Genomic DNA, 24,181 nt, shown 5'->3' with positions numbered 1-24,181 from the left:
TGAATCTGTTGGGTTTTTTATCTGCTTCTAAACTCCTGTTCCAGGTTCTGCTCCCGGTGAACGAGAGACACTTTGATTCCGAATTTTTTTGAGATATGTTCCGCCATTCTCTGTGCGGCGTAAACCGACCGGTGTTGTCCGCCTGTGCAGCCGAACGAGACCATGAGGCTAGTGAAGTTCCTTTCCATATATCGTTTCACGTGGCTGTCGACCAGCGGGTAAATGTTGTCTAAAAACAGTTCCATTTCGCCATCCTCCTCCAGAAACTTAATGACCTCTTCGTCCAGTCCCGTGAAATGGCTGAACCGTTCGTACTTCCCGGGATTGTTTATCGCACGGCAATCGAACACATACCCGCCGCCGTTTCCCGATACATCGTTGGGGATTCCTTTTTTGTATGCGAAGCTGAATACCCGTACCTCGAGTTCGCGTTTTTGAGTGTCGGCAAACTGTTTCAGGCCGACCATCTCGTTCAGCATTCCGGTCAGATAGGGATATTCGTCGAAACCACCCTTGAGTAGCTCCCGAAGGTTGTTGAGCGCGAACGGAATACTCTGGATAAAGTGTGGCTTCTTTTCGAAATACCCCCTGAATCCATAGGCGCCAAGGACCTGCAACGTGCGGAACAGTACGAACAGCCGGAGCTTTTCTATGAATTCGGCTTCGTCTACCTCCCTGTACTTTTTGAGTGAAGCGATGTATGTCTTGATGAGTTCATCGCGCAGGTCATCCGGGAAATTGGCTTTTGCCTGCCACAAAAACGAAGCCACATCATAGTGCACTGGACCTTTTCTCCCTCCCTGGTAGTCTATGAAGTAAGGACGGCCGTCAACAAGCATCACGTTGCGCGACTGGAAGTCACGGTACAGAAACGTGTCCGACTCGTCCTGAAGCAGGTGTTGGGATAGTTTATCAAAATCGTTTTCCAGAAGATCTTCCTGGAATTCCATACCGGTGGTTTTTAGGAAGTTGTACTTGAAGTAATTTAAATCCCAGTGTACCGAACGGTGATTGAATTCGGCCTGGGGATAACACACGCTGAAATCGAGATCTTTAGCCCCCAGCACCTGAAAATCGGCCAACAGGGCAATGGTCTTGTGCAGTATCTCCTTTTCTTCCGTACTGAACACGCCCGTCAGTCGCCCGGCTTTCAGCGCATCGAAAAGTACGCTGTCTCCCAAATCTTCTTGGATGTAAAACATTTCATCACCGGAAACTGCAAGCACCCGGGGGGTATTTAGCCGCTGTTTGTGAAAATGGCGCGAGAGTTCGATAAAAGCGTGATTCTCCTCTTTGGATTGTCCGTATACCCCTACAACAGATACTTCGTCCTGCCTTAACCGGTAATACCTGCGGTTGGATCCTGACGAAGGCAGAGGGTCTATTTTGGGGGCCGACTTTCCGGTATAGTTCTTAAATAATTGTACTAATTCTTTCATGCGGATGGTCTTAATTCTCCAGTTCTTTTAACCATACATTTACCACGGCATCGCTAGGCATACGCCAGTCGCCGCGGGGAGAGAGATTGACGGAGCCCACTTTGGGGCCGTCGGGCATGCAGGAGCGCTTGAATTGCTGGGCAAAAAAACGTTTATAGAAAACTTTCAGCCATTTCAGGATCTCTTCCGGGGAATATTGATTGACGAATGCCTGTTGTGCGATGAAATAGATTCGTTTGGGGGAATCTCCGTAACGAAGCATCCGGTGCAGGAAAAAGTCGTGTAGTTCGTATGGGCCGATGAAATGCTCGGTCTTTTGGGCAATTTTCCCCTCTTTGTCTGCCGGAAGCAGTTCCGGACTGAAGGGCGTGTCGAGGATGTCATGAAGAATTTTCCGGGGTTGGTCGCCCATCTGCGTGTCGGCAATCCAGCGTACCAGCGTCTTAACCAATGTTTTTGGAACGCTTGCGTTTACTCCGTACATCGACATGTGGTCGCCGTTGTAGGTTGCCCAACCCAACGCCAGTTCCGATAAATTTCCGGTTCCCACCACCAAACCATTGATTTTATTGGCATAATCCATCAAAATTTGTGTTCGTTCGCGCGCCTGGGCATTTTCGTAGGTGATATCGTGAAGGTTGATATCTTGTTCAATATCTTTCAGGTGTTGGGTAACGGCATTGACAATCGGGATTTCTTTTACCGTTACTCCAACTGATTTCATTAATTCCACAGCATTATTATAAGTTCTGCCGGTTGTTCCAAATCCGGGCATGGTGATCCCGATTATATTTTCGCGTGGAAGTCCGAGAAAATCAAAGGTTTTTGTAGTAACCAGCAGTGCCAGCGTAGAATCCAGTCCGCCCGAAATGCCCATAGTTACTGTCTTGATTCCTGTGTGTTGTAATCGTTTTGCTAGCCCCGCCGTTTGTATGTTGAAAACTTCGCTTAAATACTCATCTTCTTTTTCCGGTGACGGGATGAAGGGATACGGGTTGAACTTCCGGTGCCATTTTCCCGTAGAAACCGCTTCCAGCGCACATTCAATCTCTGAAACAGACTCCTCCTGTGGAGGGATGAAATTGCTGTTCTTTAGCCGGTCGCCTCGTAAAGCCACGACATCGATGTCGGAAATGATCATCTCGTTATCCAGGGAGAAACGTTTCCCTTCGGCAAGCAGCGTGGCGTTTTCGGCAATGGTTGCCGCACCGGAAAAAACCAGATCGGTGGACGACTCTCCGCATCCGGCAGAAGCATAGACATACGCGGCATTGCAACGCCCCGACTGCTGTAAAACCAATGATTTCCGGTACGCGTTTTTGCCTACCAGCTCGTTGCTGGCGGAAAGGTTAAAGATGATGTCGGCACCCTGCATCGCTAGTTTCGAAGAAGGGGGCACTGGCATCCAAAGGTCTTCACAGATCTCGATTCCGAAAGACGCGAACGGCGTGTGAAAAATCATCCCGTCGGAAGAGACAGGTATGCTTTCCCCGTTGATCTCGACAAAAAAATTGTTCAGGTCACGGCTTCCCGCAAACCATCGTTTCTCGTAAAACTCGTTGTTGTTGGGAATATACGTTTTGGGGACAAAACCCAATACCCCTTCGTGTGAAATAACCGCAGCCACATTGTACAAGCTGTTTTTTAGCAGCAACGGAAGTCCCACAATGGCGATGAGCGAAGGCTTCTTCTTTATGAAGCCGGCCAGCTCGAGCAGTGCTTCAACGGCCTTTTGCTGCAAAGCGGCCTGAAAGAACAGGTCTCCGCATGTATACGAGGTTATGCTTAGTTCTGGAAAGCATACGATTTGGACGTTCTCTTTTTCGGCAACATCGATCATCGATTTGATTTCCGAAACATTGTAATCGCAGTCGGCCACTTTCACCTTGGGAGATGCCGCTGCCACCCTGACAAAACCGTACTCGTTGATTTTCATAGTCGTTTCCTGTTTACGTTGTAAATTGCACAAATTTAGCTATTTTTCGCGAAATGGAATAAAACCGCTTCAGATTAAGGAGGTTATTTCCAGAATCTCGGGGAACTTGTTCAATAGTTCCTGCATGGAATGAAAAACCAAATTTGCTCCGGCATCTTTCAGGATGTTATCGTGGAGCGGCCCTGTATTGACCCCAATGGTGAAAATCCCGGCCTTGGTTGCAGCTTCCGTACCCAAAGGGGCATTCTCAACTACCAATGCCTGGTTGGGTATCAGGTTTCCCCCTTTCTGCAGCCCCATCAAGAAAGGTTCGGGGTGTGGTTTTCCGATTTTTACATCGAAAGCCGTGACCATTGTCTCAGGGGAGAAAATACCTGGAAAGTCATGGTCCAGCCTGTCCAGCAACGAAGGTTGTCCCGATCCCGTCACCAGAACAGGTCTTAATCCGTTGGATTTTACGAAATCGAGAACTTCCCTGGCTTTGGGGATAGTCTCACCCGTATTGTATTTCACGAATAGTTCGCTTTTCCTTTCGTAGATTGCTTGAATTTCTTCCTCCGTTGCATCCCTGCCAAAATTACGTTGAAAAATAATGTGGATCGTGGATGCTCCGGTTCTGCCTTCGTGCAGGTAAAACTCTTCAGGATTGGTTTTCAGACCCAGCTCTTCCACTGTTTGCTGCCACGATTTTGCGTGAGCCGGCATGGAATTATAGAGCACGCCGTCCATATCGAACAGGATAGCTTTCAGGTCAAACCGGATGTGGCTGTTCGCTTTTAAGTATTTTTGAAATCGTTCCTTCATATAATTAAAAAATCGCAAGACCGCCAAAAGCGGTCGAGCGATTTATCTGTTTTTGTCGTTTGATGTTTATAATCTCTCTTTTATCGCTTTGGTTTCTGCTTCGTACCCGGGTTTTTCCAGCAGTGCAAACATGTTTCGCTTGTAGGCTTCCACACCGGGTTGGTTAAATGGGTTTACATCAAGCATGTAGCCGCTGATCCCGCAGGCTTTTTCAAAGAAATAGATGAGCTGGCCGATGTAATATTCCGATAATTTTGGAATTTCGATGAGGATATTGGGGACGCCACCATCCACGTGGGCGATAAGCGTGCCCAGCTCGGCCATTTTATTTACTTCGTCCACCCGTTTTCCTTTCAGGAAGTTAAGCCCATCGAGGTTGGCTTCATCGTGTGGAATTTTGACATTTTCTTTGGGTTCCTTTACGGATAAAACCGTTTCGAAGATCGTGCGTTCACCTTCCTGGATCCATTGTCCCATCGAGTGTAAATCGGTAGTGAAATCCACTGCGGCCGGGAATATGCCTTTGCCTTCCTTGCCTTCACTCTCCCCATAAAGCTGTTTCCACCATTCGGCGAAATAGTGCAATTTCGGGTTGTAGTTTGCCAGGATCTCAATCTTCTTTCCTTTCCGGTAAAGTTCGTTGCGGATGGCTGCGTAAATGGCGGGCAGGTTAACTTCGTACGAGGTGTTGGCTCCGGTGGCTTCTTCCATATCTTTGGCGCCCCGAAGGAGTTCGCGGATGTTTATACCTGCGACGGCGATGGGCAGTAAACCAACGGGGGTAAGTACGGAGTAGCGTCCGCCCACATCATCGGGGATAACAAAAGTTTTATAGCCTTCGGTACCGGCCAACGTACGCAAGGCTCCTTTCGATGCATCGGTAATGGCCACTATTCTTCTGCATGCTTCCTCCTTACCCACTTTTCCGACAAGCAAGTCCTTGAGTAGCCTGAATGCGATGGCTGGCTCTGTAGTCGTGCCCGACTTGGATATGTTGATAATCCCGAATTGTCTTTTTTTGAGGTACTCCGTAAGTTCGTGGAGATAATCTTCCCCGATGTTGTTTCCCGCGTACAGGATAACCGGATCTTTTCTTTCGTGCTGCAGCCAGTCAAAAGAATTGGAGAGTGCGTCGATAACGGCCTTGGCTCCCAGGTAACTTCCGCCGATACCCACCACCACTACCACATCGCACCGGGTGCGGAGCGCCGTTGCGGTATCTTCGATATCCCGGATGAAGTCTTCGGTAACTGATGAAGGGAGGTTTACCCAACCCAGAAAATCGTTTCCTGCACGTGTCCCGTCGTGCAACGCCTTATTGGCCGCAGTTGCATTATCTGCCTGTTGCAGGATTTCTTTTTCGGACACGAAATCATATACATGATTGATGACCAGTTTTATTGTATCCATGTTGTATCTGTTGTTAAAAATTTTTGATCAATTCGTTAATTGCGGCCTGAGGACGAAGCTTTTCGTACAGAATTTCGTAAACCGTTTGTGCAATAGGTATTTTCACTTTGAAGTGATTGTTCATCTCCTGAATGCATTTGGCGCCGTAATAACCTTCGGCAATCATTTCCATTTCCAGTTGCGCCGTTTTTACGGAATATCCTTTTCCGATCATCGTCCCCAACGTCCTGTTACGGCTGAACTGCGAATATCCCGTGACCAGCATATCTCCTAAATAATGCTGTTCACAAATGCACCTGTCCATGGGTACGATGGCATCGAGAAAGGTTTTCATCTCTTTGGCGCATTGGGTCATCAGCACCGCCTGAAAATTATCGCCGTATTGCAATCCGGAACAAACTCCCGAAATAATGGCATAAATATTTTTAAGGACGGCAGCCAGTTCAATCCCTACCACATCATCCGATATGGAGGTGTTCATAATGCGCGAACGTATGGCTTCCGAAAGCATTTTTGCTTTCTCGGTATCGTAGCTGGCAACGGTCAGGAACGAGAGCCGTTCAAGCGCGACCTCCTCGGCGTGACAGGGGCCGGATATCACCCCGATGTTTTCCCGCGGGATTTTAAAATTACTCATCAGGTATTCGCTTACCACAATATTGTCGTTCGGTATCATGCCTTTGACGGCAGAGACCACAAATTTCCCCTTTAGTGTACTGCTCATCCATATTTTTCGCATATATTGCTTCACATAGGGAGAGGGGATAGCAATGATGATGGTGTCAGAGTCTTTGATTGCTTTTTCTATGTTCGAATAGAACGTAATCTGGGCCAGGTTGAATTTTACGTTTGTCAGGTAACTGGGGTTGCGGCCGAGTTTGTAAAAACCTTCAATCTGATCGTCGCGACGGATAAACCAATTGATGTGCTTTTCATTCATCAGCACGATTTTTGCCAGAGCCGTAGCCCACGTGCCACCGCCAAGAATAGCAATTTTTCCGAGTGAACTCATTGTGCGTTAAGTGATTCGTTTTTTTTTGCGTTCTCCACCCAGGATTTAACATCTTCCACCGACGGGTTGTTCAACTCCATCTTGAATTTCTTGTTCAATCCGCAAATTTCCTGGTGCAGCTTGTTGGGGTTTACGTCTGTAAGGCTCTTCACTTCATTGTAACCCGCTTTCTGCAATACAGCAACCCACGCTTCCGGGATTCCGGTTTCAACATATTTGGACGTTGAATCCTTCTTGGTTTTTTTCTCGGGACGCATTTGCGGAAAAAGGAGTACTTCCTGAATGGTGGTTTGTCCGGTGAGCAGCATCGTAAGCCTGTCCATACCTATACCCATCCCCGATGTAGGTGGCATGCCGTATTCCAGGGCGCGCAGAAAATCCTGGTCGATAAACATGGCTTCGTCGTCGCCCTTTTCCGACAGGCGGAGCTGTTCTTCAAAGCGTTCGCGCTGGTCAATCGGATCGTTCAACTCCGAGTAGGCGTTTGCCAGTTCTTTACCGTTCACCATCAGTTCGAAGCGTTCGGTAAGCTCCGGATTAGCCCGGTGGCGTTTACACAAGGGGGACATTTCGATGGGATAGTCGATGATGAATGTCGGTTGAATGTAATTCCCCTCGCACTTCTCGCCGAAGATTTCATCGATCAGTTTTCCTTTACCCATGGTTTCGTCTACCTCGATGTTCAGCTTCCTGCAAACTTCGCGCAATTGTGCCTCATCCATTCCGGTGATATCCATTCCGGTATGTTCCTTAATGGCGTCGATCATGGTGACGCGTGGATATGGCGCTTTAAAATCGATTTCCCTATCGCCGATGGTTGTCTTTGTTGTTCCCAGCACCTTCGTGGCGATCTGTTCCAGCATTTGTTCGGTAAATTCCATCATCCACTTGTAATCCTTGTAGGAGACGTAGATCTCCATTACCGTAAACTCCGGGTTGTGCGTCCGGTCCATTCCTTCATTGCGGAAGTCTCGTGAAAACTCGTAAACACCTTCAAAGCCACCTACGATCAACCGTTTCAGGTAAAGCTCGTTGGCAATGCGTAAATACAAATCAATATCCAGAGCATTGTGATGCGTGATAAAGGGGCGGGCGGCGGCACCACCGGGGATACTCTGCAAAACGGGAGTATCCACTTCCAGGTAGCCAAATTTGTTGATGAACTCGCGCATGGCATTAAAAATACGGGTGCGCTTGATGAAAATATCTTTTACTTCGTCGTTTACCACCAGATCCACGTAGCGTTGACGGTAACGAAGTTCGGGATCGTTGAACTTGTCGTAGGCCACGCCGTCTTTCATCTTCACTACAGGAAGCGGCTTCAGCGATTTGGCCAGCACGGTCAGCGATTCGGCATGCACAGAAATTTCGCCCATCTGGGTGCGGAAAACAAATCCGGTAATTCCGATGAAATCGCCAATATCGAGCAGTTTTTTGAAAACAGTATTATAAAGTTCTTTGTCTTCTCCGGGACAGATATCGTCGCGTGTGATGTAGACCTGAATTCTTCCCTTTGAGTCTTGTAGTTCGATGAAGGACGCTTTGCCCATAATGCGGCGGTTCATGATGCGCCCTGCTATGCTTACCGGGCGTTTCTCCTCATCGTTGAATTCTTCTTTTATATCGGTGGAATAAGCGTTTACTTCGTAAAGCGCTGCGGGGTAGGGTTCAATTCCTAAATTTCTTAATTCGTTTAAACTTTGTCTGCGGATTATCTCCTGTTCACTAAGCTCTAAATGATGCATTTTGTTTTATTTTTTCGAGTTTCGCAAAAACTCCACAAAAGTACAAAATATATCGCATACTTTCCGTTTGATGTAGCTTTTTTCGTTGATGCAGGGTATGAAAAAATTGATTTTCAGCTAATTTTCCTTCTTTCGAAAAAAGGCAGTGTGGGGTAGTCCGCATGAGGTAGCAGGAAGTAATTATTCCAGCTGTTATTTAACAATAGACAACGGGCGTTTTATGTAGAATTATTCCAAATAGAAAACAGGTGTAAATAATTAAAGAAATATTTCTTTAATTACAAAGAAAATACACTACATTTGTAAAAGATGAAATGTGTGTTTAGTCGAATGACTGTTAATCTCTTACAAGTCTTAAAGGTTGATTTTGTTTAATAAAAAATGCGGGTATGGAAACACTGATAAACGCTCCCGTTACGGGGGAAATTCTCGATGAAATCATCGAAAAATACCGCGGAAAGCCTGGTATGTTGCTCACCACGTTGGAAGAAGCACAGGAGAAAAATCTCCTGAACTATCTTCCGGGTGAAACGCTGGCCGAAATATCGAAAAAACTGAAGGTGCCTTATACACAGGTCTACAGTGTAGCCACGTTTTATTCCTTCTTTAATTTAAAACCTCAAGGCAAGCATTCGATTGTCGTTTGTCGCGGTACAGCGTGTCACACAAAAGGTTCAAAAGCCTTGCTGGATGATATCGGAAAAATTTTAGGTATTAAACGTACCGGTGACGATACTGAATCATCTTTCACTACTCCCGATAACATGTTTACGATAAGGACAGTGGCCTGTTTCGGACAATGCGCACAATCGCCCGTCGTAGCCATAGACAATGTTATTTACAGTAACGTGAATTCCCGGAAATTAATGAAAATCCTGAGCAAATACACCCCACGGCTATGAAACCGTCTGAAATTGAAACCTTAAGAAAACAGCACAAGGAAAGGATCCTGCCGGCGACTCCCATGATTTTGGTTGGAATGGGGACCTGCGGTATCGGTAACGGAGCCGCTACGGTTTATCATCATTTCGAAAAGGTGCTGTCGGAGAATAACTTCGATTGTAAACTCAAGCAGGCCGGTTGTTTCGGTTTCTGCGCTGAAGAACCGATGGTGATGTTCTATCAGCCGGGCAAGCCTATGCTGGTTTACAGTAAAGTGGAAGTGAAGGATGTAAAACGCATCATTGATAATTTACATAAAAACAGGCTGTATAAAAACAAGCTGTTGTGTCGCATCGATGAATGGGATTTCCTGACTTCGGAGGTGGTATTTGGAAAGGGTTACGAAGATATTCCTCACTGGGATGAGGTGCCCTTTTTTAAGGGACAGAAGAAAGTGGTGTTGCGCCATGCCGGCCTCATCGACCCTGAAGACATTTTCGATTATATTGCTGTGGGAGGATACAATGCCCTGGCAAAAGCGGTTATGGCTTATGAGCCGGCAGAAGTGGTAGAGCAAGTGATGGCGTCGAAGTTGCGTGGCCGGGGAGGGGCAGGTTTCCCTACGGGAGTAAAATGGTCAATCATGCAAAAACAGGATGCCCGGCAGAAATATGTTATCTGCAATGCGGACGAGGGCGATCCGGGCGCGTACATGAACCGTAACGAAATTGAAAGCGACCCGCACATGTTGCTCGAAGGTATGCTGATAGGTGCTTACGCCATGGGAGCAAGTGAGGGCATTGCATACGTGAGGGCAGAATATCCGCTTGCCGTAAAGCGGCTTCGGACGGCTATCGGGCAAGCTGAACAACTCGGGCTCATGGGTGAAAATATATTGGGTACCGGTTTCAGTTTCAAGATGGACATTGTTGAAGGGGCCGGAGCCTTCGTTTGCGGTGAGGAGACAGCATTGATTGCTTCCATCGAAGGGAAGGCGGGCCGACCGCTTCCGCGTCCGCCTTATCCTGCCAGCAAAGGATTGTACGGAAAACCCACCAATATCAACAACGTGGAAACCTGGTGCAACGTGCCGGTCATCATTGAAAAAGGTGCCGGATGGTTCACAGCTATGGGGACGGAAAAAAGCCCAGGAACAAAAGTGTTCTCACTGGTGGGAAAAGTGAAGAATACAGGGTTGGTAGAACTTCCTCTCGGGTCAAGGTTGGAGCAATTTGTGTTCAATATCGGGGAGGGAACAGGAACTTCCAAACGCGTAAAAGCCGTGCAGACCGGCGGGCCTTCCGGTGGTTGCATCCCGTTGGAGTTTTTTTCAACCCCGGTGGATTACGAGTCACTGGCAGGCATTGGAGCCATCATGGGTTCGGGAGGAATGGTGGTGATGGACCAGGACAACTGCATGGTTGACGTGGCGCGGTATTTTCTGGAGTTCAACGCAGGAGAATCGTGCGGAAAATGTACGCCCTGTCGTGAAGGGGCGTCACAAGCATTGGCTATTCTCACCCGCATCACCCGGGGACAAGGAACGTTCGCCGATTTAACGGTCTTGGAGCTGCTCAGCGGTGTTATCAAAGATTCGTCGCTTTGCGCTCTCGGGCAAACCGCCCCCAATCCCATTCTGACCACGTTAAAATACTTCCGGAACGAGTACGAAGAGCATATCCGGGAGAAACGGTGTCATGCAGGGACATGCGAGTCGCTGTTCATGGCTTTGTGCGAAAATAGCTGTCCGCTGCACATGAACATTCCGGGTTACATCGAACTGATTAAGGAAGACCGTGTGGAAGAAGCCTTTGAGCTTACGCTGCGCGATAATCCCCTGCCGGGAACAATAGGGAGGATTTGTCACTTCCATTGCCAAATGCGTTGCCGTCGTGAAATGCTTGACCAGCCGGTTTCGCAAGGCGAGATCCACCGGTACCTGGCTGATACCATGTACCAGCTAGGGAAAGAGAACGGGATCTACCATAAACTGATTAAAGAAAAACTTCCTCCCACCGGAAAAAGGATTGCCATTGTAGGTGCCGGGCCAGCAGGGCTTACGGCAGCCTTTTACCTGGTACGCCTCGGCCATGATATCACCGTTTACGAGGCTTTGTCCGAAGCTGGGGGAGTAGCGCGTTTCGGCATACCGCATTATCGTTTGCCGAAAGAAGTGTTGAGGAAGGAGGCCAGGCTGATAAAAAAACTGGGTGTGAAATTCAAGTTCAACCAGCGATTGGGAGACAACCTTTCCCTGGAAGAGTTAAAAAATGAGTTCGATGTCATTTATTTGGCGATAGGTGCATGGAAAAATATTGATTTGAAAATTCCGGGAGAAGATGCAAAAGGTGTTTTTGCGGGAACAACAATTCTGAAAGAGATGGCTGTGGGGAAAACACCGAAAGTGGGTGAGCGGGTTGCTATTGTCGGTGCCGGAAACGTGGCCATCGACACGGCTCGGAGTTTATTACGCCTGGGAAAGGATGTGACCATCGTTTACCGGCGTGAAAAAGGGGATATGCCTGCCAACGCCGTCGAGATATCGGAATCGGAAGAAGAAAAAATCAACTATCGTTTTATGGCTTCTCCCAACGGGATTATAACGGATAAATCGGGCAGAGTAAAAGCGCTGCACATTGAAAGGATGTCGGGTGGAAGCATCGATTCTTCCGGGAGGAAAAAACCGGTTGCCACCGGAGTATTTGAAGAAATTCCGTGTGATGCTGTTGTGCTGGCTGTCGGTGAACGGGTAGATTCCGGATTTCTGGCTGAAAAAAATATGAAGCTTACCCGGGACGGGCGAATCGTTATTGATCCGTTCACTTTTCAAACAACTGATCCGAAAGTCTACGCCGGGGGAGATGCGGTAAGCGGCCCCTCAACAGCGGCAGAGGCAATGGGGATGGCGAAGAAAGCCGCTGCTGCGATGGACAGGATGTTGATGGGTGAAAACCGGTTTTGTCTGCTCTCGCCCCCGTTTGACTATCGAAACGTTGTGCCCGCAAATCCAAAACCCGCTTCGAAGAATGTTCCGAGGAGGCTTTCGGTGAAAGACCGGGTGAATAATTTCAACGAGATCTCCTGCGGATTTACGGGTGAGCAGGCCCGCAATGAGGTGGAGAGGTGCCTGAGGTGTGACGTGAAATATTAATCTGAAAAAGCTGTATTATGGAAATTAACATCAATAACCGTCCTGTTCAGGTAGCTGAAGGAGCCACCATTCTGGAAGCATGCCGTTCTGTGGGAATAGAGGTGCCTACGCTGTGTTACCTGAAAGATGTATCGCAAAATGCGTCGTGTGGCGTTTGTGTGGTGGAAGTGAAAGGTGCTAAATCGTTATTGCGCTCGTGCATCACCCAGGTTACCGAGGGAATGGAAATTTCTACGAACAGCCCGAGGGCCATGCAGGCAAGAAAAGTAAATGTTGAGTTATTGCTGGCCAATCATCCTCAGGATTGTTTGATTTGTGACCGGAACGGAAACTGCGAATTGCAGGAGCTGACCCATGCATTAGGGATTAGTGCTAGGCGGTTTGTTCGCACCCGGAAGGAGCAGCTGGTAAAAGACGAAACATCGCTTTCGCTGGTGCGCGACCCGGAAAAATGCATCCTGTGCGGCCGTTGCGTTGCCGTTTGCAGCCAGATGCAGGGAGTAAAGGCAATCGATTTTTCGGGACGGGGATTAAAAAGCAAAATCTCCACTTTTCTCGATTCGGGGTTGGGGCTTGTAGCCTGTTCAAATTGCGGGCAATGCGCCCTGGTCTGCCCCACAGGAGCTATAACGGAGAGAAGTTCGGTAAGCGAAGTCTGGGCAGCCTTACAAGATCCCGGAAAGATTGTTCTGGTGCAAACCGCGCCAGCCGTGCGTGTCGGAATAGGAGAGGCTATGGGGATGCCTTACGGAAGCCTGGTTACAGGTCAAATGGTTGCCGGATTACGCCGACTCGGATTCTCGAAAGTGTTCGATACTAATTTCGCTGCCGACCTTACCATTATCGAGGAAGGGAATGAGTTGCTTCACCGCATCAGGACGGGCGGGGAGTTACCGATGATTACTTCCTGTTCGCCGGGATGGATCAAGTTTATCGAGGATTTTTATCCGGGTTTGTTGAGACACCTGTCTACCTGTAAATCACCGCAGCAGATGTTTGGCGCTGTGGCAAAAACCTATTATGCCGAAAAAACGGGAGTCGATCCGAGAAACATCGTGGTGGTTTCCATCATGCCTTGTACAGCCAAGAAGTATGAGGCAAAACGTCCTGAAATGGACGGAGCATTCCATTACTGGAAAGAGAAACTTAAACTGAAAGATGAGGAACATTTTTTTGATGTGGATTTTTCGCTTACCACTCGCGAGCTGGCACGTATGTTCAGTGAGTCGGGGGTAAATTTTTCCAGTCTCCCGGAAGAACGGTTCGACAGCCCGTTGGGTGAATCAACCGGTGCCGCCGTAATATTTGGTGCTACCGGAGGGGTGATGGAAGCGGCACTGAGGACAGCTTATGAGGTGTATACCGGTAAAACACTACATGACGTCAATTTTACTTCTGTACGGGGTTTCCAAGGAATAAAAGAGGCGGACGTAAATTTGAACGGAACGGTTATTAAGGTAGCTGTCGCCCATACACTCAAAAACGCCGGAATTTTGTTGGAACAGATTAAAAACGGCACTTCACCCTACGTGTTTATTGAAGTGATGACATGCCCGGGAGGTTGCCTTGGCGGTGGTGGACAACCCATTCCCACCAACGCGGAAACACGTGAAAAACGTGCTGAATCTATTTATTACGATGACGATCATAAAGCGATACGAAAATCACATGAAAATCCGGAGATTACCGCAATATATGCCGATTTCTTAGAAAAACCGCTGGGGGAGAAGTCGCATCACTTGCTTCACACCCATTATATGAAGAGGGAGTATTAAGTTTCAACACAGTAATTTACCCCTGAAAATTTCATTTATTTGAATAAAATGATTTACTTTGTAATAGAAACCAGACGTATTGCATTAGCTTATTGGCTACCAGTCTGTTATGAGAGTAATTGTAATTGACGATAATTATTGCTGCAAGTTTCTATTTGACAAAATAATCTTTTTTCTACCAAAAACAGAGGTGATCTGATGTGTGCTCTGAGCAAAATGACAGGAGTTTTTAAAGTTTAATCCTATGAATTTATACACGGTAAACGAATTGGTGAAAGGTACCATTTGCCAGGAATGCAGCACGTCACAAGAATTTACATATGCTTTTGCGTCGGACCTGATGAGTGATGTGTTGCGCTTTAATATGGAAAAGACGATACTCATTACCGGTTTATCTACGGTTCAGACATTACGGACAGCCGAGATGTCGAACATTGAGTGTATTATTTTTGCCCGCGATAAAAAAGTAACCGATGAAATGATAACACTTGCTGCTGAAAACAATATTTCGCTTATCACAACACCGCTTACGCTTTTTGAAGTTTCGGGCAGATTGTACAGCAACGGGATAAAGCCCATCTTTTGATATGCAATTCGAGTACGATATACAGGGTGGGGATTTTAGTTCAGCCGGAAAAGCGAGCTCGGACATAAAAAAAATACTCAAGCAACTGAATATTGACCCCCAGGTCGTCCGCAGGATTGCCGTTGCATTGTACGAAGCCGAAGTAAATGTGGTGGCACATGCTTACAAGGGAGTAATGAGGGTTGACCTGGATGCTCAGAAAATAAAAATTCTGCTGGAGGATGAAGGCCCCGGCATTGAAAATATTGAAAGGGCCATGCAGGAAGGTTTTTCCACAGCATCGGAGGAAGTCCGCCAAATGGGATTCGGTGCAGGAATGGGATTGCCCAATATAAAGCGGAATACCGATGAAATGCACCTCACATCGGTTCCAGGCAAGGGGACTACGTTGGAGATGACAGTGAAGTTTTGAAATAGATATCAGACAGCAAAGCGGTCTGCAATCTGAAGTCAATGAAAAATATGAAGGACCGGGATTACACACACGCCATTCAGATCGATACCGACAAATGTATCGGTTGCTCACACTGTATGCAGGTTTGTCCTACCCAGGCCATCCGTATCGTAGAAGGACATGCCGGCATTATGTCTGAACGTTGTGTGGATTGCGGCGAATGCTATCGTGTCTGCCCTGTAAGGGCGATTTATGTTAAGGATGATGGCTTGTCGGTTATAAGGCACGACGCTTACCGTGTTGCGCTGGTTCCTTCGGTTTTTATCGGCCAGTTCCCGTCGGAACACACGGCTTCCGAGATTATGGAAGCGGTCAGACTAATTGGCTTCGATGAGGTACTGGAGGTGGAGCAGGCAGTGGATTTTATGAAAAAAGAATACGCGAGGTTTGCCGGCGAAGCGGAGAATGTAGTCCGGCCGGTCATCAGTTCGTTTTGTCCTGCGATTGTCAGGCTTATTCAGGTTCATTACCCGTCGCTTACCGGGCAAATACTGAAAATAAAAGCACCTCACGACATAGCCGCGCTCTATGTTCGCAAGTCAAAAGAAAAAGCCGGAATAGATCCGCGGAACATTTTTATCTGCTACGTGACGCCATGTGCTGCGAAAATTGTCGCTGCAAGGGCTCCGGTAGGCGAAAAAGTTTCCGCTATTGACGGCGCCATAGATATGAAAGAGGTATACAACCTGGTTTCAAAAACGTTGATGGAAAAAAAAGAGGCCCGGTTGTCGAAACAGTTTGCCAACATGAGTCCCGACTCCGTGAACTGGTCTTTGTCGGGAACCGAGAAACAATACTTCCGGGGCCGTGCCCTGGCTATTGACGGAATGGACAACGCCATGGAATTCTTAGACAGGCTGGAGTCGGGCAGGGTTACCGGAGTGGATTTTCTTGAAATGCGCGCTTGCGATCAGGGTTGTGCAGGTGGTATTCTTTGTCCCGGCAACCGTTTCCTGACGGTTGAACGATTGGAACAGCGGGAGAAGAAGCTGGTTCACTTGACGGAAGTGAATAAACCGGGCAAGAACGACCTGATGGATTACGCCGAAGAATTGCATCAGGTGTCTACGACCGACCCGGTTTATCCGCGCGACGGACTGCTGCTCGATGAAGATATGGAAAAGGCACTTCAGAAAATGGATCGCATCAAGAAGCTTAACTCCTATCTTCCCGGATTCGATTGTGGTGCCTGCGGTGCACCCACCTGTCGTAGCCTGGCGGAAGACATCGTTAAGGAAAAAGCGACCATTTCGTACTGCGTTTTTGTACAGCGTGTGATGGAGAAAAATTATAACCTGAGTCCCGATCAAGCTTTTCACGTCATCGAAAAGATATGGGGCAAGGATCGGCTCAAAAAATATCAACTTCAGAATGGAAAAACCGAATCTTAATAAACTGACAAAGGAGTTGGATTTCGAATGTTTGTCCGGCAAAACGTTGCTGGACAGAATTCCCCAATCGGCTTATGTTTCCGATTTGCTGAGCGATGTGATGGGAAAAGCCCGGGCCGGAATGATTTGGGTGACCTCGCAAGTTCACAAGAATATAGTAGCGGTGGCCTCGCTCAAGGAGTTGAGTGCGATTGTTATCGTGAATGAGCGTCCAGTGGAAAAAGAATTGCTGGAGCAGGCGGAAAATGAAGAGGTGGTAGTGCTGGCATCTAACCTGCCGGCATTTGAAACAGTCGGGAAATTATATAATTATTTAGCCGGCAGATGTTAGGCCGCTGCGCTGACAGAGTCCAGACCGCAATGAAACATTTCAAGGCCGACCTGCACATTCACACTTGCCTCTCTCCCTGTGGAGACTTGGAGATGAGTCCCGGCAGTATTGTGCAGACTGCCCGGGAGAAAGGGTTGGACATTATTGCCGTGACCGATCATAATTCCACCCGGAACGTGAGGCCTTGTCTCGAAATAGGGAAAGAGTTCAGCCTGTTTGTTATCCCCGGGTGCGAAGTAAATACGCAGGAAGAGGTGCATTGCTTGTGCTACTTTCCCGACCTGAAAGCACTAGACAGATTCCAACAGTATTTGGACGAGAAAATTCCGGACATCAAGAATAATCCTGAACTTTTTGGTTACCAGGTAGCAGTGGATAAGGACAATGTGATTGTATACGAAGAGAAGAGGTCGCTCTATACGGGAATTCGGGACGATATTGAAGGTGTGCAGCAAAAAGTACATTCACTGGGAGGTGTTTTTGTCCCGGCACACATCGATCGCATGAAAAACGGCATTTACGGCCAGCTGGGATTTATTCCTGTCGATTTGCATTATGATGCCTTGGAGATTTCTAAAAGGATACATCCCGAAGATTTTCTGAGACTGCATCCCGAGCTTGTAGCGAAGAAAATCCTGCGAAGTTCCGATGCGCACTTTCTGAGCCATATTGCCAGCGTGTATACCGATTTCTACCTGGAAAGGCCGGACTGGGAAAGTTTTAAGAAAGCGTTTTATGGTTGACCTGGCCATGCATATGATGGATATCGTCCAGAACGCTGTTCGGGCAAACGCGACAAAGATCGATATCGGATTCCTGGAATACAGTCGGGATGCCACACTTACGTTTTCGGTAAATGACAACGGTTCGGGGATGACCCCCGAAACGGTAGAGAAGCTGGAGGATCCGTTCTTTACCACGCGAACCACTCGAAGGGTAGGCCTGGGAGTGCCGTTCCTGAAAATGTCGAGCGAACAGGCAGGAGGCTCTTTGAAAGTAGTATCGAGCCCAGGGGTGGGAACCCGGATTGAAGCGGTTTACAGAACCGATAATCCCGATTGCCTCCCGCTGGGTGACCTGGCCGGATACCTGGTGTTGTTGCTGGTCGCCAATCCCGGTATTCGTTTCAGCTTCCGGTACAAGATGGACGAAAATGAATTTTCACTTGATACCGGGGAATGGACCGAGCAGGGGATCACGGAATTTTCGAAAAACGAAATGGCTCCGGCTGTAAAAGAATATATTCATGAAAACCTGAAAGAGTTATACAAGAACAGAAACACGGAGAGTTACTTGTGTTGAATAATTTAATTTAAACTTACTATTATGGCAGGAATTAAAACATTGGCTGACCTGAAACGCAAACAGGAGGAAGTCAAAACCCAGATCGACCTGAGGGATAAGGCCGAAAATCCCGGGTCGCAAGTGCAGGTGAAAGTGGCGATGGCCACCTGCGGTATTGCGTCGGGGGCCAAAAATGTGATGGATTTTTTCGTTCGCGAATTGCCTAAACGCGGCATAGGAGCCGTTGTGACGCAAACCGGCTGCATGGGTTATTGCTTCGCGGAGCCTACCGTGGAGATCACTATTCCCGGAAAAGACCCGATCGTATTTGGGTATGTCGACCCCGCTAAAGCGGATGAGATCATCGAACGTTATATCAAACAAGGTGAGTTGGTAGACGGAATTATACCGCAGAACTACAACACCATAACAAACACAGATTAACCGAAAATAATTACCTATGAGTCAGTACAAAATACACATACTCGTTTGTGCAGGAACAGGTTGTCAGTCGTCACAAAGTGGACTGATCTACGAAATGCTGCAGGATGAACTGGACTGGAAAGGGTTGAAAGATGAGGTTCAGGTCATTAAAACCGGATGTTTTGGGTTTTGTGAGAAAGGCCCCATTGTGAAGATACTTCCCGATAATACCTTTTATACACAGGTAAAACCCGAAGATATCCGTGAAATTATTGATGAGCACATTATTAAAGGACGCAGTATCCACCGGTTGCTCTATCTGGATCCGGAAACCGAAGAACATATTCTGGATTCAAAACACATGGGGTTTTATAAAAAACAGCTTCGTATCGCACTGCGGAATTGCGGTACCATTGACCCGGAAAATATAGACGAATCCATTGCACGCGATGCTTATCAAGCTCTTGGAAGGGCGTTGACCGAACTTACCCCCCAGGAAACTATTGATATCATTAAAAGATCAGGGCTACGCGGGCGGGGAGGTGCCGGTTTCCCGACCGGCATAAAATGGGAAATTGCCAGCAGGAACGATGCAGACCAGAAATACGTGGTGTGTAATGCTGACGAAGGTGATCCCGGTGCTTTTATGGACCGTTCGATCCTCGAGGGTGACCCTCACAGTGTTCTTGAAGCTATGGCCATCTGCGGATATTGTATCGGTGCAACAAGAGGACTGATCTATATCCGGGCGGAATATCCGTTGGCTATCAAGCGCCTGAAGATTGCGATAAAACAAGCACGTGAATACGGCTTGTTGGGTGAAAATATTTTCGGAACCGGCTTCAGTTTCGATATAAACCTTCGCTACGGCGCAGGTGCATTTGTTTGTGGGGAAGAAACCTCACTCATCCACTCGATGGAAGGGAAACGCGGGGAGCCATCCAATAAGCCTCCATTCCCAGCGCAAAAAGGATATTTGGGAAAACCTACCAACGTGAACAACGTGGAGACGTTTGCCAATATTCCGGTTATCCTGTTAAAAGGAGCCGAATGGTTTTCTTCCATCGGAACCGAAAAGTCGAAAGGAACAAAAGTGTTTGCCCTTGCCGGAAAGATCAATAACGTCGGACTGATTGAAGTGCCGATGGGAATTACGCTCCGTGAAATTATTTACGAGATTGGCGGAGGCATTAAAGGCGGTAAAAAATTCAAAGCCGTGCAGACCGGGGGGCCCTCAGGCGGTTGCTTGACGGAAAAACACCTGGATACGCCCATCGATTACGAAAGCCTTACGGCTGCCGGTTCCATGATGGGGTCGGGTGGCATGATCGTGCTCGACGAAGACGATTGCATGGTTTCCGTTGCGAAATTCTACCTCGACTTTATTGTGGAAGAGTCGTGCGGAAAGTGCGCTCCCTGCCGTATCGGTAACAAACGCTTATACGAAACGCTGGAGCGGATCTGCGACGGAAAAGGAACCGGGGAAGATTTGGAAAAACTCGAAAACCTTTCCAGCGTGATTAAAGACACTTCGTTGTGCGGGCTGGGACAAACATCCCCCAATCCGGTACTGTCGACGCTGAATAATTTTCAGGAAGAGTACAGAGAACACGTCTTCGATAAAAAATGCCGGTCGGGCAAATGCAGGAACCTGCTTTATTATGTCATTGATGATGAGAACTGCGTCGGCTGCATGGCTTGTGTGCGGTCTTGCCCCGTTAATGCCATCACCGGAGCCAAGAAACAGACCCACTTTATTCATCAGGATAAATGCATCAAGTGCGGTGCCTGTATGGAGAAATGCCAATTCGATGCCATAAGCCTGAAATCGGATTACAAGATTGGCACTTCGGTGCCCGACACTGCCGACATCTAACACCTAAAAAACTAAAAATATGATAGAACTCACCATAGACAACAAAAGAATAACGGTGGAACCGGGAACCACCATTTTAAAAGCTGCCCGGCAAGCAGGTATCGAAATTCCGACGCTGTGCCACTTTGAAATGTGCGACATGGGTATAGAAAACAAACCCGGGGGATGCCGCATATGTGTGGTGGAAGTGGAAGGACGCAGGAACCTTGCTCCATCGTGTGTGACCGAGGCGCAGAACGGAATGGTCATAAACACGCACAACATCCGCGTGCTAAACGCACGAAAAACCGTGTTGAAGCTGATCATCTCAGACCATCCCTTCGATTGTCTCGTGTGTGCGAAATCGGGACAATGCGAACTGCAGCACCTGGCTACACAGTTTGGCATCCGGAGCATGCCCTACGGCGGCGAACAGTCGCACTACAGAAAAGATACCTCCCCTTCCATCATTCGCGATGTGGATAAATGTATATTGTGCCGCCGCTGCGAAATGGTTTGTAACGAAGTGCAAACCGTCGGTGCCCTTTCGGCGGTCAATCGCGGATTTATGGCAGTGGTGGCTCCTGCTTTCGAAATGAACCTCGAAAAGTCTCCCTGTACCTATTGCGGGCAGTGTGTCTCGGTTTGCCCGACGGGAGCGCTTACCGAGGTAGACCACAGCAACGAGGTGCTTCGTGCGTTATCGAATCCGAAGAAAACGGTGGTGGTGCAAACCGCACCGGCCGTACGCGCAGCGCTGGGAGAAGATTTCGGACTGGAGCCGGGAACGCTGGTCACCGGGAAGCTGGTGGCGGCACTTCGCCGGCTCGGTTTCGATTACGTTTTCGATACCGATTTCAGTGCCGACCTCACCATCATGGAAGAGGGAACGGAATTGCTGAACCGCCTCAAAGGACATTTGGCCGGAGATTCCAACGTCCGGATTCCGTTGCTGACATCCTGCTGTCCGGGTTGGGTGAATTTCTTTGAACACAATTTTCCCGATCTGTTGGATGTACCATCAACGGCAAAGTCGCCGCAGCAAATGTTTGGTGCAATTGCTAAATCCTATTTTGCCGAAAAGATCGGTGTGAGCCGTGAAGACCTGATCGTGGTTTCCATTATGCCTTGCCTGGCCAAGAAGTACGAATGCCAGCGCGACGAATTCAAGGTGGACGGCAATCCCGATGTGGATTATTCCATTTCCACGCGTGAACTGGCTGCTTTCATCAAGCAGGCAAACATCGACTTCCTGGGGTTGCCCGATGAGGAGTTCGACGACCCTCTCGGCGAATCGTCGGGTGCAGGTGTTATTTTCGGAAACACCGGAGGCGTTATCGAGGCCGCCTGTCGCACGGCTTACGAACTCTACACGGGCAAAACCCTCGATAAGGTGGAGTTTCATGAATTGCGCGGTATGGAAGGTATTCGTTCCGCAACAGTGGATTTCGACGGATTGAAACTGAATATCGGAATCGCGCACGGATTGGGTAATGCCCGTAAGTTACTGGACGAGGTCCGTGCCGGAAAATCGCAGTATCATGCCATTGAAATCATGGCTTGCCCCGGAGGATGCATCAGTGGAGGTGGACAGCCTTACACACACCTGAAGGAAGAGATACTGGTGAAACGCACCGCAGCCCTGTATACGGAAGATCACCGCAAGGCCATCCGTAAATCGCATGAGAACCCATCGATCATCAAGCTCTATAACGAGTTTTTGGGCGAGCCGGGTAGCCACAGGGCCCACAGCCTGCTCCATACGGAATATTTTCCGAAGAGCAATGAGGTAACCATTTCGTTGAACAATCATTAAAGAAAGTATATGAGCCAGAAAACAGATATAGCACCGGCAGTATTTAAATACATGCCTGAAGAGAGAGACGTGTTGAAAGTAAAGGTAAACCTGCCTCAAGAGAAGATAGACATCATTAACCGGATCTGTGAATCGTTCGATAATGATCCTGGCGAGCTGATCAACGTTTTGCACGAAGCACAGCACGAATTCGGATACCTGCCGGCAGAAGTCCAGGATGTGGTTGCGCATAACCTGAAAGTTTCCGTGGCACACGTGTATGGTGTGGTAACCTTCTATACCTATTTCACCATGATTCCCAAGGGCGAGTTTCCTATCTCCGTTTGTACGGGAACAGCCTGTTACGTGCGTGGTGCGGAAAAGGTGCTCGAAGAATTTAAGAAAGAACTGAACATAAAGGTGGGCGAAACCACACCGGATGGCAAGTTCTCCATCAATTGCCTGCGTTGTGTGGGCGCGTGCGGGCTAGCACCCGTAGTGCTGGTTGGCGAACGGGTTTACGGACGTGTTTCACCCGACGGGGTAAAGAATATTTTGGACGAGTACAGGAAATAAACTACCGTAACCCATCCAGTCCCTGCTTTAAATCGGCAATGATGTCTGTGGCATTTTCCAGCCCTACAGACAGACGGATAAGCCCGTCGCTGATGTCGCCGGCCAGCCTCTCTTCGGGTGAATACGCGGAGTGAGTCATGCTGGCCGGATGCTGAATGAGGGTTTCGGCATCCCCCAGGCTTACTGAAATGGTCAAAAGCTGCAATCTGTTAAGCAGTTTTTTGCCGGCCTCGATCCCTCCTTTTACTTCAAAAGAGATGATGGCCCCCGGTAACGACATCTGCTTTTTTGCCAGTTCAGCCTGCGGAAACGATGCTAATCCTGGAAACAGGACCGTTTCAACGGCTGCGTGCTTTTCCAGGAATTCTGCCACCTTTTGTGCGTTCTCGCAGTGTTTCTCCATCCGTATCTCAAGTGTTTTTAGCCCGCGTGCAATCAGAAAGGCATCGAAAGGGCTCAGGCTGGCTCCCGTCATGTCCTTTATACCGACAAGCCGGACCCTGTCGATAAATTCTTTCTTTCCGACAACAAAACCCGCAATGACATCGCCGTGCCCGTTAAGGTATTTGGTTGCCGAGTGAACAACAACATCCGCGCCCCATTCTATCGGACGTGTAATGTAGGGTGTGGAAAAGGTGTTGTCGACCATCAACAGGCAATCGGGTTTCCGGTGGACTATTCCCGCTATTGACGGTAAATCCGCAATGTAAAGGGTCGGGTTAGCCGGGGTTTCCAGGTAAACGAGCCGGGTGTTGGGGCGCAGGACCGATTCAATGTTCCGGGGATCGCGGATATCTACAAACGACACCTCAATACCGTATCGGGTGATTCCGTGTTTCAGGTAGGCGAAAGTACATCCGTAAAGCGTTTTTGAGGCGATAATGTGATCGCCCTGTTCCACACACGACCAAATGGCCGATGTGATGGCGCCCATCCCCGAAGCAGCGGAAACACAGGCTTCCCCGCCTTCCAGTAACCGGACTTTTTCCTCCACCGCGCTACAGGTAGGATTGCCTAGGCGGGTGTAAATATAGCCTTCTTCTTCCAGGGTAAACCGACGTCCACCTTGTTCTGCGGTTTCAAAAGTAAATGCCGAGGTTTGATAGATAGGGTCGCAAAGGGAACCGAACTGATTTTTTTGACGGCCTCCGTGTATGGCTTTTGTTGCGAATCCCGCTTGGTTAACTGGGTAGTTGTGCATAGTGTACGGTATTTAAATAATCAAAATTACACAAATTTATAACAAATTGATTATATGATGGGAGGGAAACAATAATTTTTTTGCCGAGTTTAAGCATTAAGTCAAGATGCCGATACTGCCGGAGAAAAGTT

The 24,181-nt window shown here is 48.2% G+C and carries 20 protein-coding genes; 13 read left to right on the top strand and 7 right to left on the bottom strand.

Annotated features, from left to right (window positions below; genetic code table 11):
• Positions 1 to 17: 17 nt before the first annotated feature.
• The 6 genes from KCV26_02320 to lysS all read right to left on the bottom strand — a co-directional run bounded on the left by KCV26_02320 (position 18) and on the right by lysS (position 8,346).
• Complete coding sequence (locus KCV26_02320; GenBank protein WZX38295.1) at positions 18 to 1,445, bottom strand: phosphotransferase; 1,428 nt, start codon at positions 1,443 to 1,445, stop codon at positions 18 to 20.
• Between the two features lie 4 nt (positions 1,446 to 1,449).
• Entirely contained in the window at positions 1,450 to 3,375 is a 1,926-nt protein-coding gene (locus KCV26_02315) for an NAD(+) synthase (GenBank protein WZX37249.1), read from the bottom strand.
• Between the two features lie 69 nt (positions 3,376 to 3,444).
• Positions 3,445 to 4,179: an HAD hydrolase-like protein gene (locus tag KCV26_02310; protein ID WZX37248.1), complete on the bottom strand. Its 735-nt coding sequence runs from the start codon at positions 4,177 to 4,179 to the stop codon at positions 3,445 to 3,447.
• A gap of 66 nt (positions 4,180 to 4,245) precedes the next feature.
• On the bottom strand, positions 4,246 to 5,589 hold the full coding sequence (locus KCV26_02305) for a glucose-6-phosphate isomerase (GenBank protein WZX37247.1): 1,344 nt from the start codon (positions 5,587 to 5,589) through the stop codon (positions 4,246 to 4,248).
• Between the two features lie 13 nt (positions 5,590 to 5,602).
• Complete coding sequence (locus KCV26_02300) at positions 5,603 to 6,601, bottom strand: NAD(P)H-dependent glycerol-3-phosphate dehydrogenase (protein ID WZX37246.1); 999 nt, start codon at positions 6,599 to 6,601, stop codon at positions 5,603 to 5,605.
• Positions 6,598 to 8,346, bottom strand: a complete 1,749-nt coding sequence (gene lysS, locus KCV26_02295; GenBank protein ID WZX37245.1) for a lysine--tRNA ligase — start codon at positions 8,344 to 8,346, stop codon at positions 6,598 to 6,600. Before lysS ends, KCV26_02300 begins: the two co-directional genes overlap by 4 nt.
• Positions 8,347 to 8,735: 389 nt before the next feature.
• Between lysS and KCV26_02290 the strand changes: the two genes are divergently transcribed.
• The 13 genes from KCV26_02290 (at position 8,736) to KCV26_02230 (ending at position 22,849) form a co-directional block, all read left to right on the top strand.
• Positions 8,736 to 9,248 (top strand): NAD(P)H-dependent oxidoreductase subunit E, encoded by a 513-nt coding sequence (locus KCV26_02290; protein WZX37244.1) that lies wholly within the window; start codon positions 8,736 to 8,738, stop codon positions 9,246 to 9,248.
• Positions 9,245 to 12,379, top strand: coding sequence for an FAD-dependent oxidoreductase (locus KCV26_02285; GenBank protein WZX37243.1), 3,135 nt, complete (start codon positions 9,245 to 9,247; stop codon positions 12,377 to 12,379). Before KCV26_02290 ends, KCV26_02285 begins: the two co-directional genes overlap by 4 nt.
• A gap of 17 nt (positions 12,380 to 12,396) precedes the next feature.
• Positions 12,397 to 14,154 carry a [FeFe] hydrogenase, group A gene (locus tag KCV26_02280; protein ID WZX37242.1) on the top strand — a complete coding sequence of 586 codons (1,758 nt, stop codon included), beginning with the start codon at positions 12,397 to 12,399 and terminating at the stop codon, positions 14,152 to 14,154.
• Positions 14,155 to 14,398: 244 nt separating this feature from the next.
• Positions 14,399 to 14,740 carry a transcriptional regulator gene (locus KCV26_02275; GenBank protein WZX37241.1) on the top strand — a complete coding sequence of 114 codons (342 nt, stop codon included), beginning with the start codon at positions 14,399 to 14,401 and terminating at the stop codon, positions 14,738 to 14,740.
• Position 14,741: 1 nt separating this feature from the next.
• Positions 14,742 to 15,152: an ATP-binding protein gene (locus KCV26_02270; GenBank protein ID WZX37240.1), complete on the top strand. Its 411-nt coding sequence runs from the start codon at positions 14,742 to 14,744 to the stop codon at positions 15,150 to 15,152.
• A gap of 41 nt (positions 15,153 to 15,193) precedes the next feature.
• The gene (locus KCV26_02265; GenBank protein WZX37239.1) at positions 15,194 to 16,585 is read left to right on the top strand and encodes a 4Fe-4S binding protein; all 1,392 of its coding nucleotides are present in this window, start codon (positions 15,194 to 15,196) and stop codon (positions 16,583 to 16,585) included.
• Positions 16,566 to 16,916 carry a serine kinase gene (locus KCV26_02260; GenBank protein WZX37238.1) on the top strand — a complete coding sequence of 117 codons (351 nt, stop codon included), beginning with the start codon at positions 16,566 to 16,568 and terminating at the stop codon, positions 16,914 to 16,916. The genes KCV26_02265 and KCV26_02260 overlap by 20 nt, the downstream gene beginning before the upstream one ends.
• A 29-nt stretch (positions 16,917 to 16,945) precedes the next feature.
• A complete protein-coding gene (locus KCV26_02255; protein WZX37237.1) occupies positions 16,946 to 17,659 on the top strand; it encodes a PHP domain-containing protein in 714 nt (237 codons plus the stop codon).
• The gene (locus tag KCV26_02250; protein ID WZX37236.1) at positions 17,652 to 18,218 is read left to right on the top strand and encodes a sensor histidine kinase; all 567 of its coding nucleotides are present in this window, start codon (positions 17,652 to 17,654) and stop codon (positions 18,216 to 18,218) included. The genes KCV26_02255 and KCV26_02250 overlap by 8 nt, the downstream gene beginning before the upstream one ends.
• A gap of 24 nt (positions 18,219 to 18,242) precedes the next feature.
• Positions 18,243 to 18,644: a (2Fe-2S) ferredoxin domain-containing protein gene (locus tag KCV26_02245; protein WZX37235.1), complete on the top strand. Its 402-nt coding sequence runs from the start codon at positions 18,243 to 18,245 to the stop codon at positions 18,642 to 18,644.
• Between the two features lie 16 nt (positions 18,645 to 18,660).
• A complete protein-coding gene (locus KCV26_02240) occupies positions 18,661 to 20,499 on the top strand; it encodes an NADH-quinone oxidoreductase subunit NuoF (GenBank protein WZX37234.1) in 1,839 nt (612 codons plus the stop codon).
• Positions 20,500 to 20,518: 19 nt separating this feature from the next.
• Complete coding sequence (locus KCV26_02235) at positions 20,519 to 22,294, top strand: [FeFe] hydrogenase, group A (protein ID WZX37233.1); 1,776 nt, start codon at positions 20,519 to 20,521, stop codon at positions 22,292 to 22,294.
• A 9-nt stretch (positions 22,295 to 22,303) separates the two neighbouring features.
• The gene (locus tag KCV26_02230; protein ID WZX37232.1) at positions 22,304 to 22,849 is read left to right on the top strand and encodes an NAD(P)H-dependent oxidoreductase subunit E; all 546 of its coding nucleotides are present in this window, start codon (positions 22,304 to 22,306) and stop codon (positions 22,847 to 22,849) included.
• A 1-nt stretch (position 22,850) separates the two neighbouring features.
• Here the strand turns inward: KCV26_02230 and megL are convergent, their stop codons facing one another.
• Positions 22,851 to 24,050 (bottom strand): methionine gamma-lyase, encoded by a 1,200-nt coding sequence (gene megL, locus KCV26_02225; protein WZX37231.1) that lies wholly within the window; start codon positions 24,048 to 24,050, stop codon positions 22,851 to 22,853.
• Positions 24,051 to 24,181 lie beyond the last annotated feature (131 nt).

Source organism: Petrimonas sulfuriphila (assembly GCA_038561985.1).
In the GTDB taxonomy this organism is placed as follows: domain Bacteria; phylum Bacteroidota; class Bacteroidia; order Bacteroidales; family Dysgonomonadaceae; genus Petrimonas; species Petrimonas sulfuriphila.
Note: the sequence above shows the minus strand (reverse complement) of the source record. Positions and strands in the feature narration are given on the sequence as shown.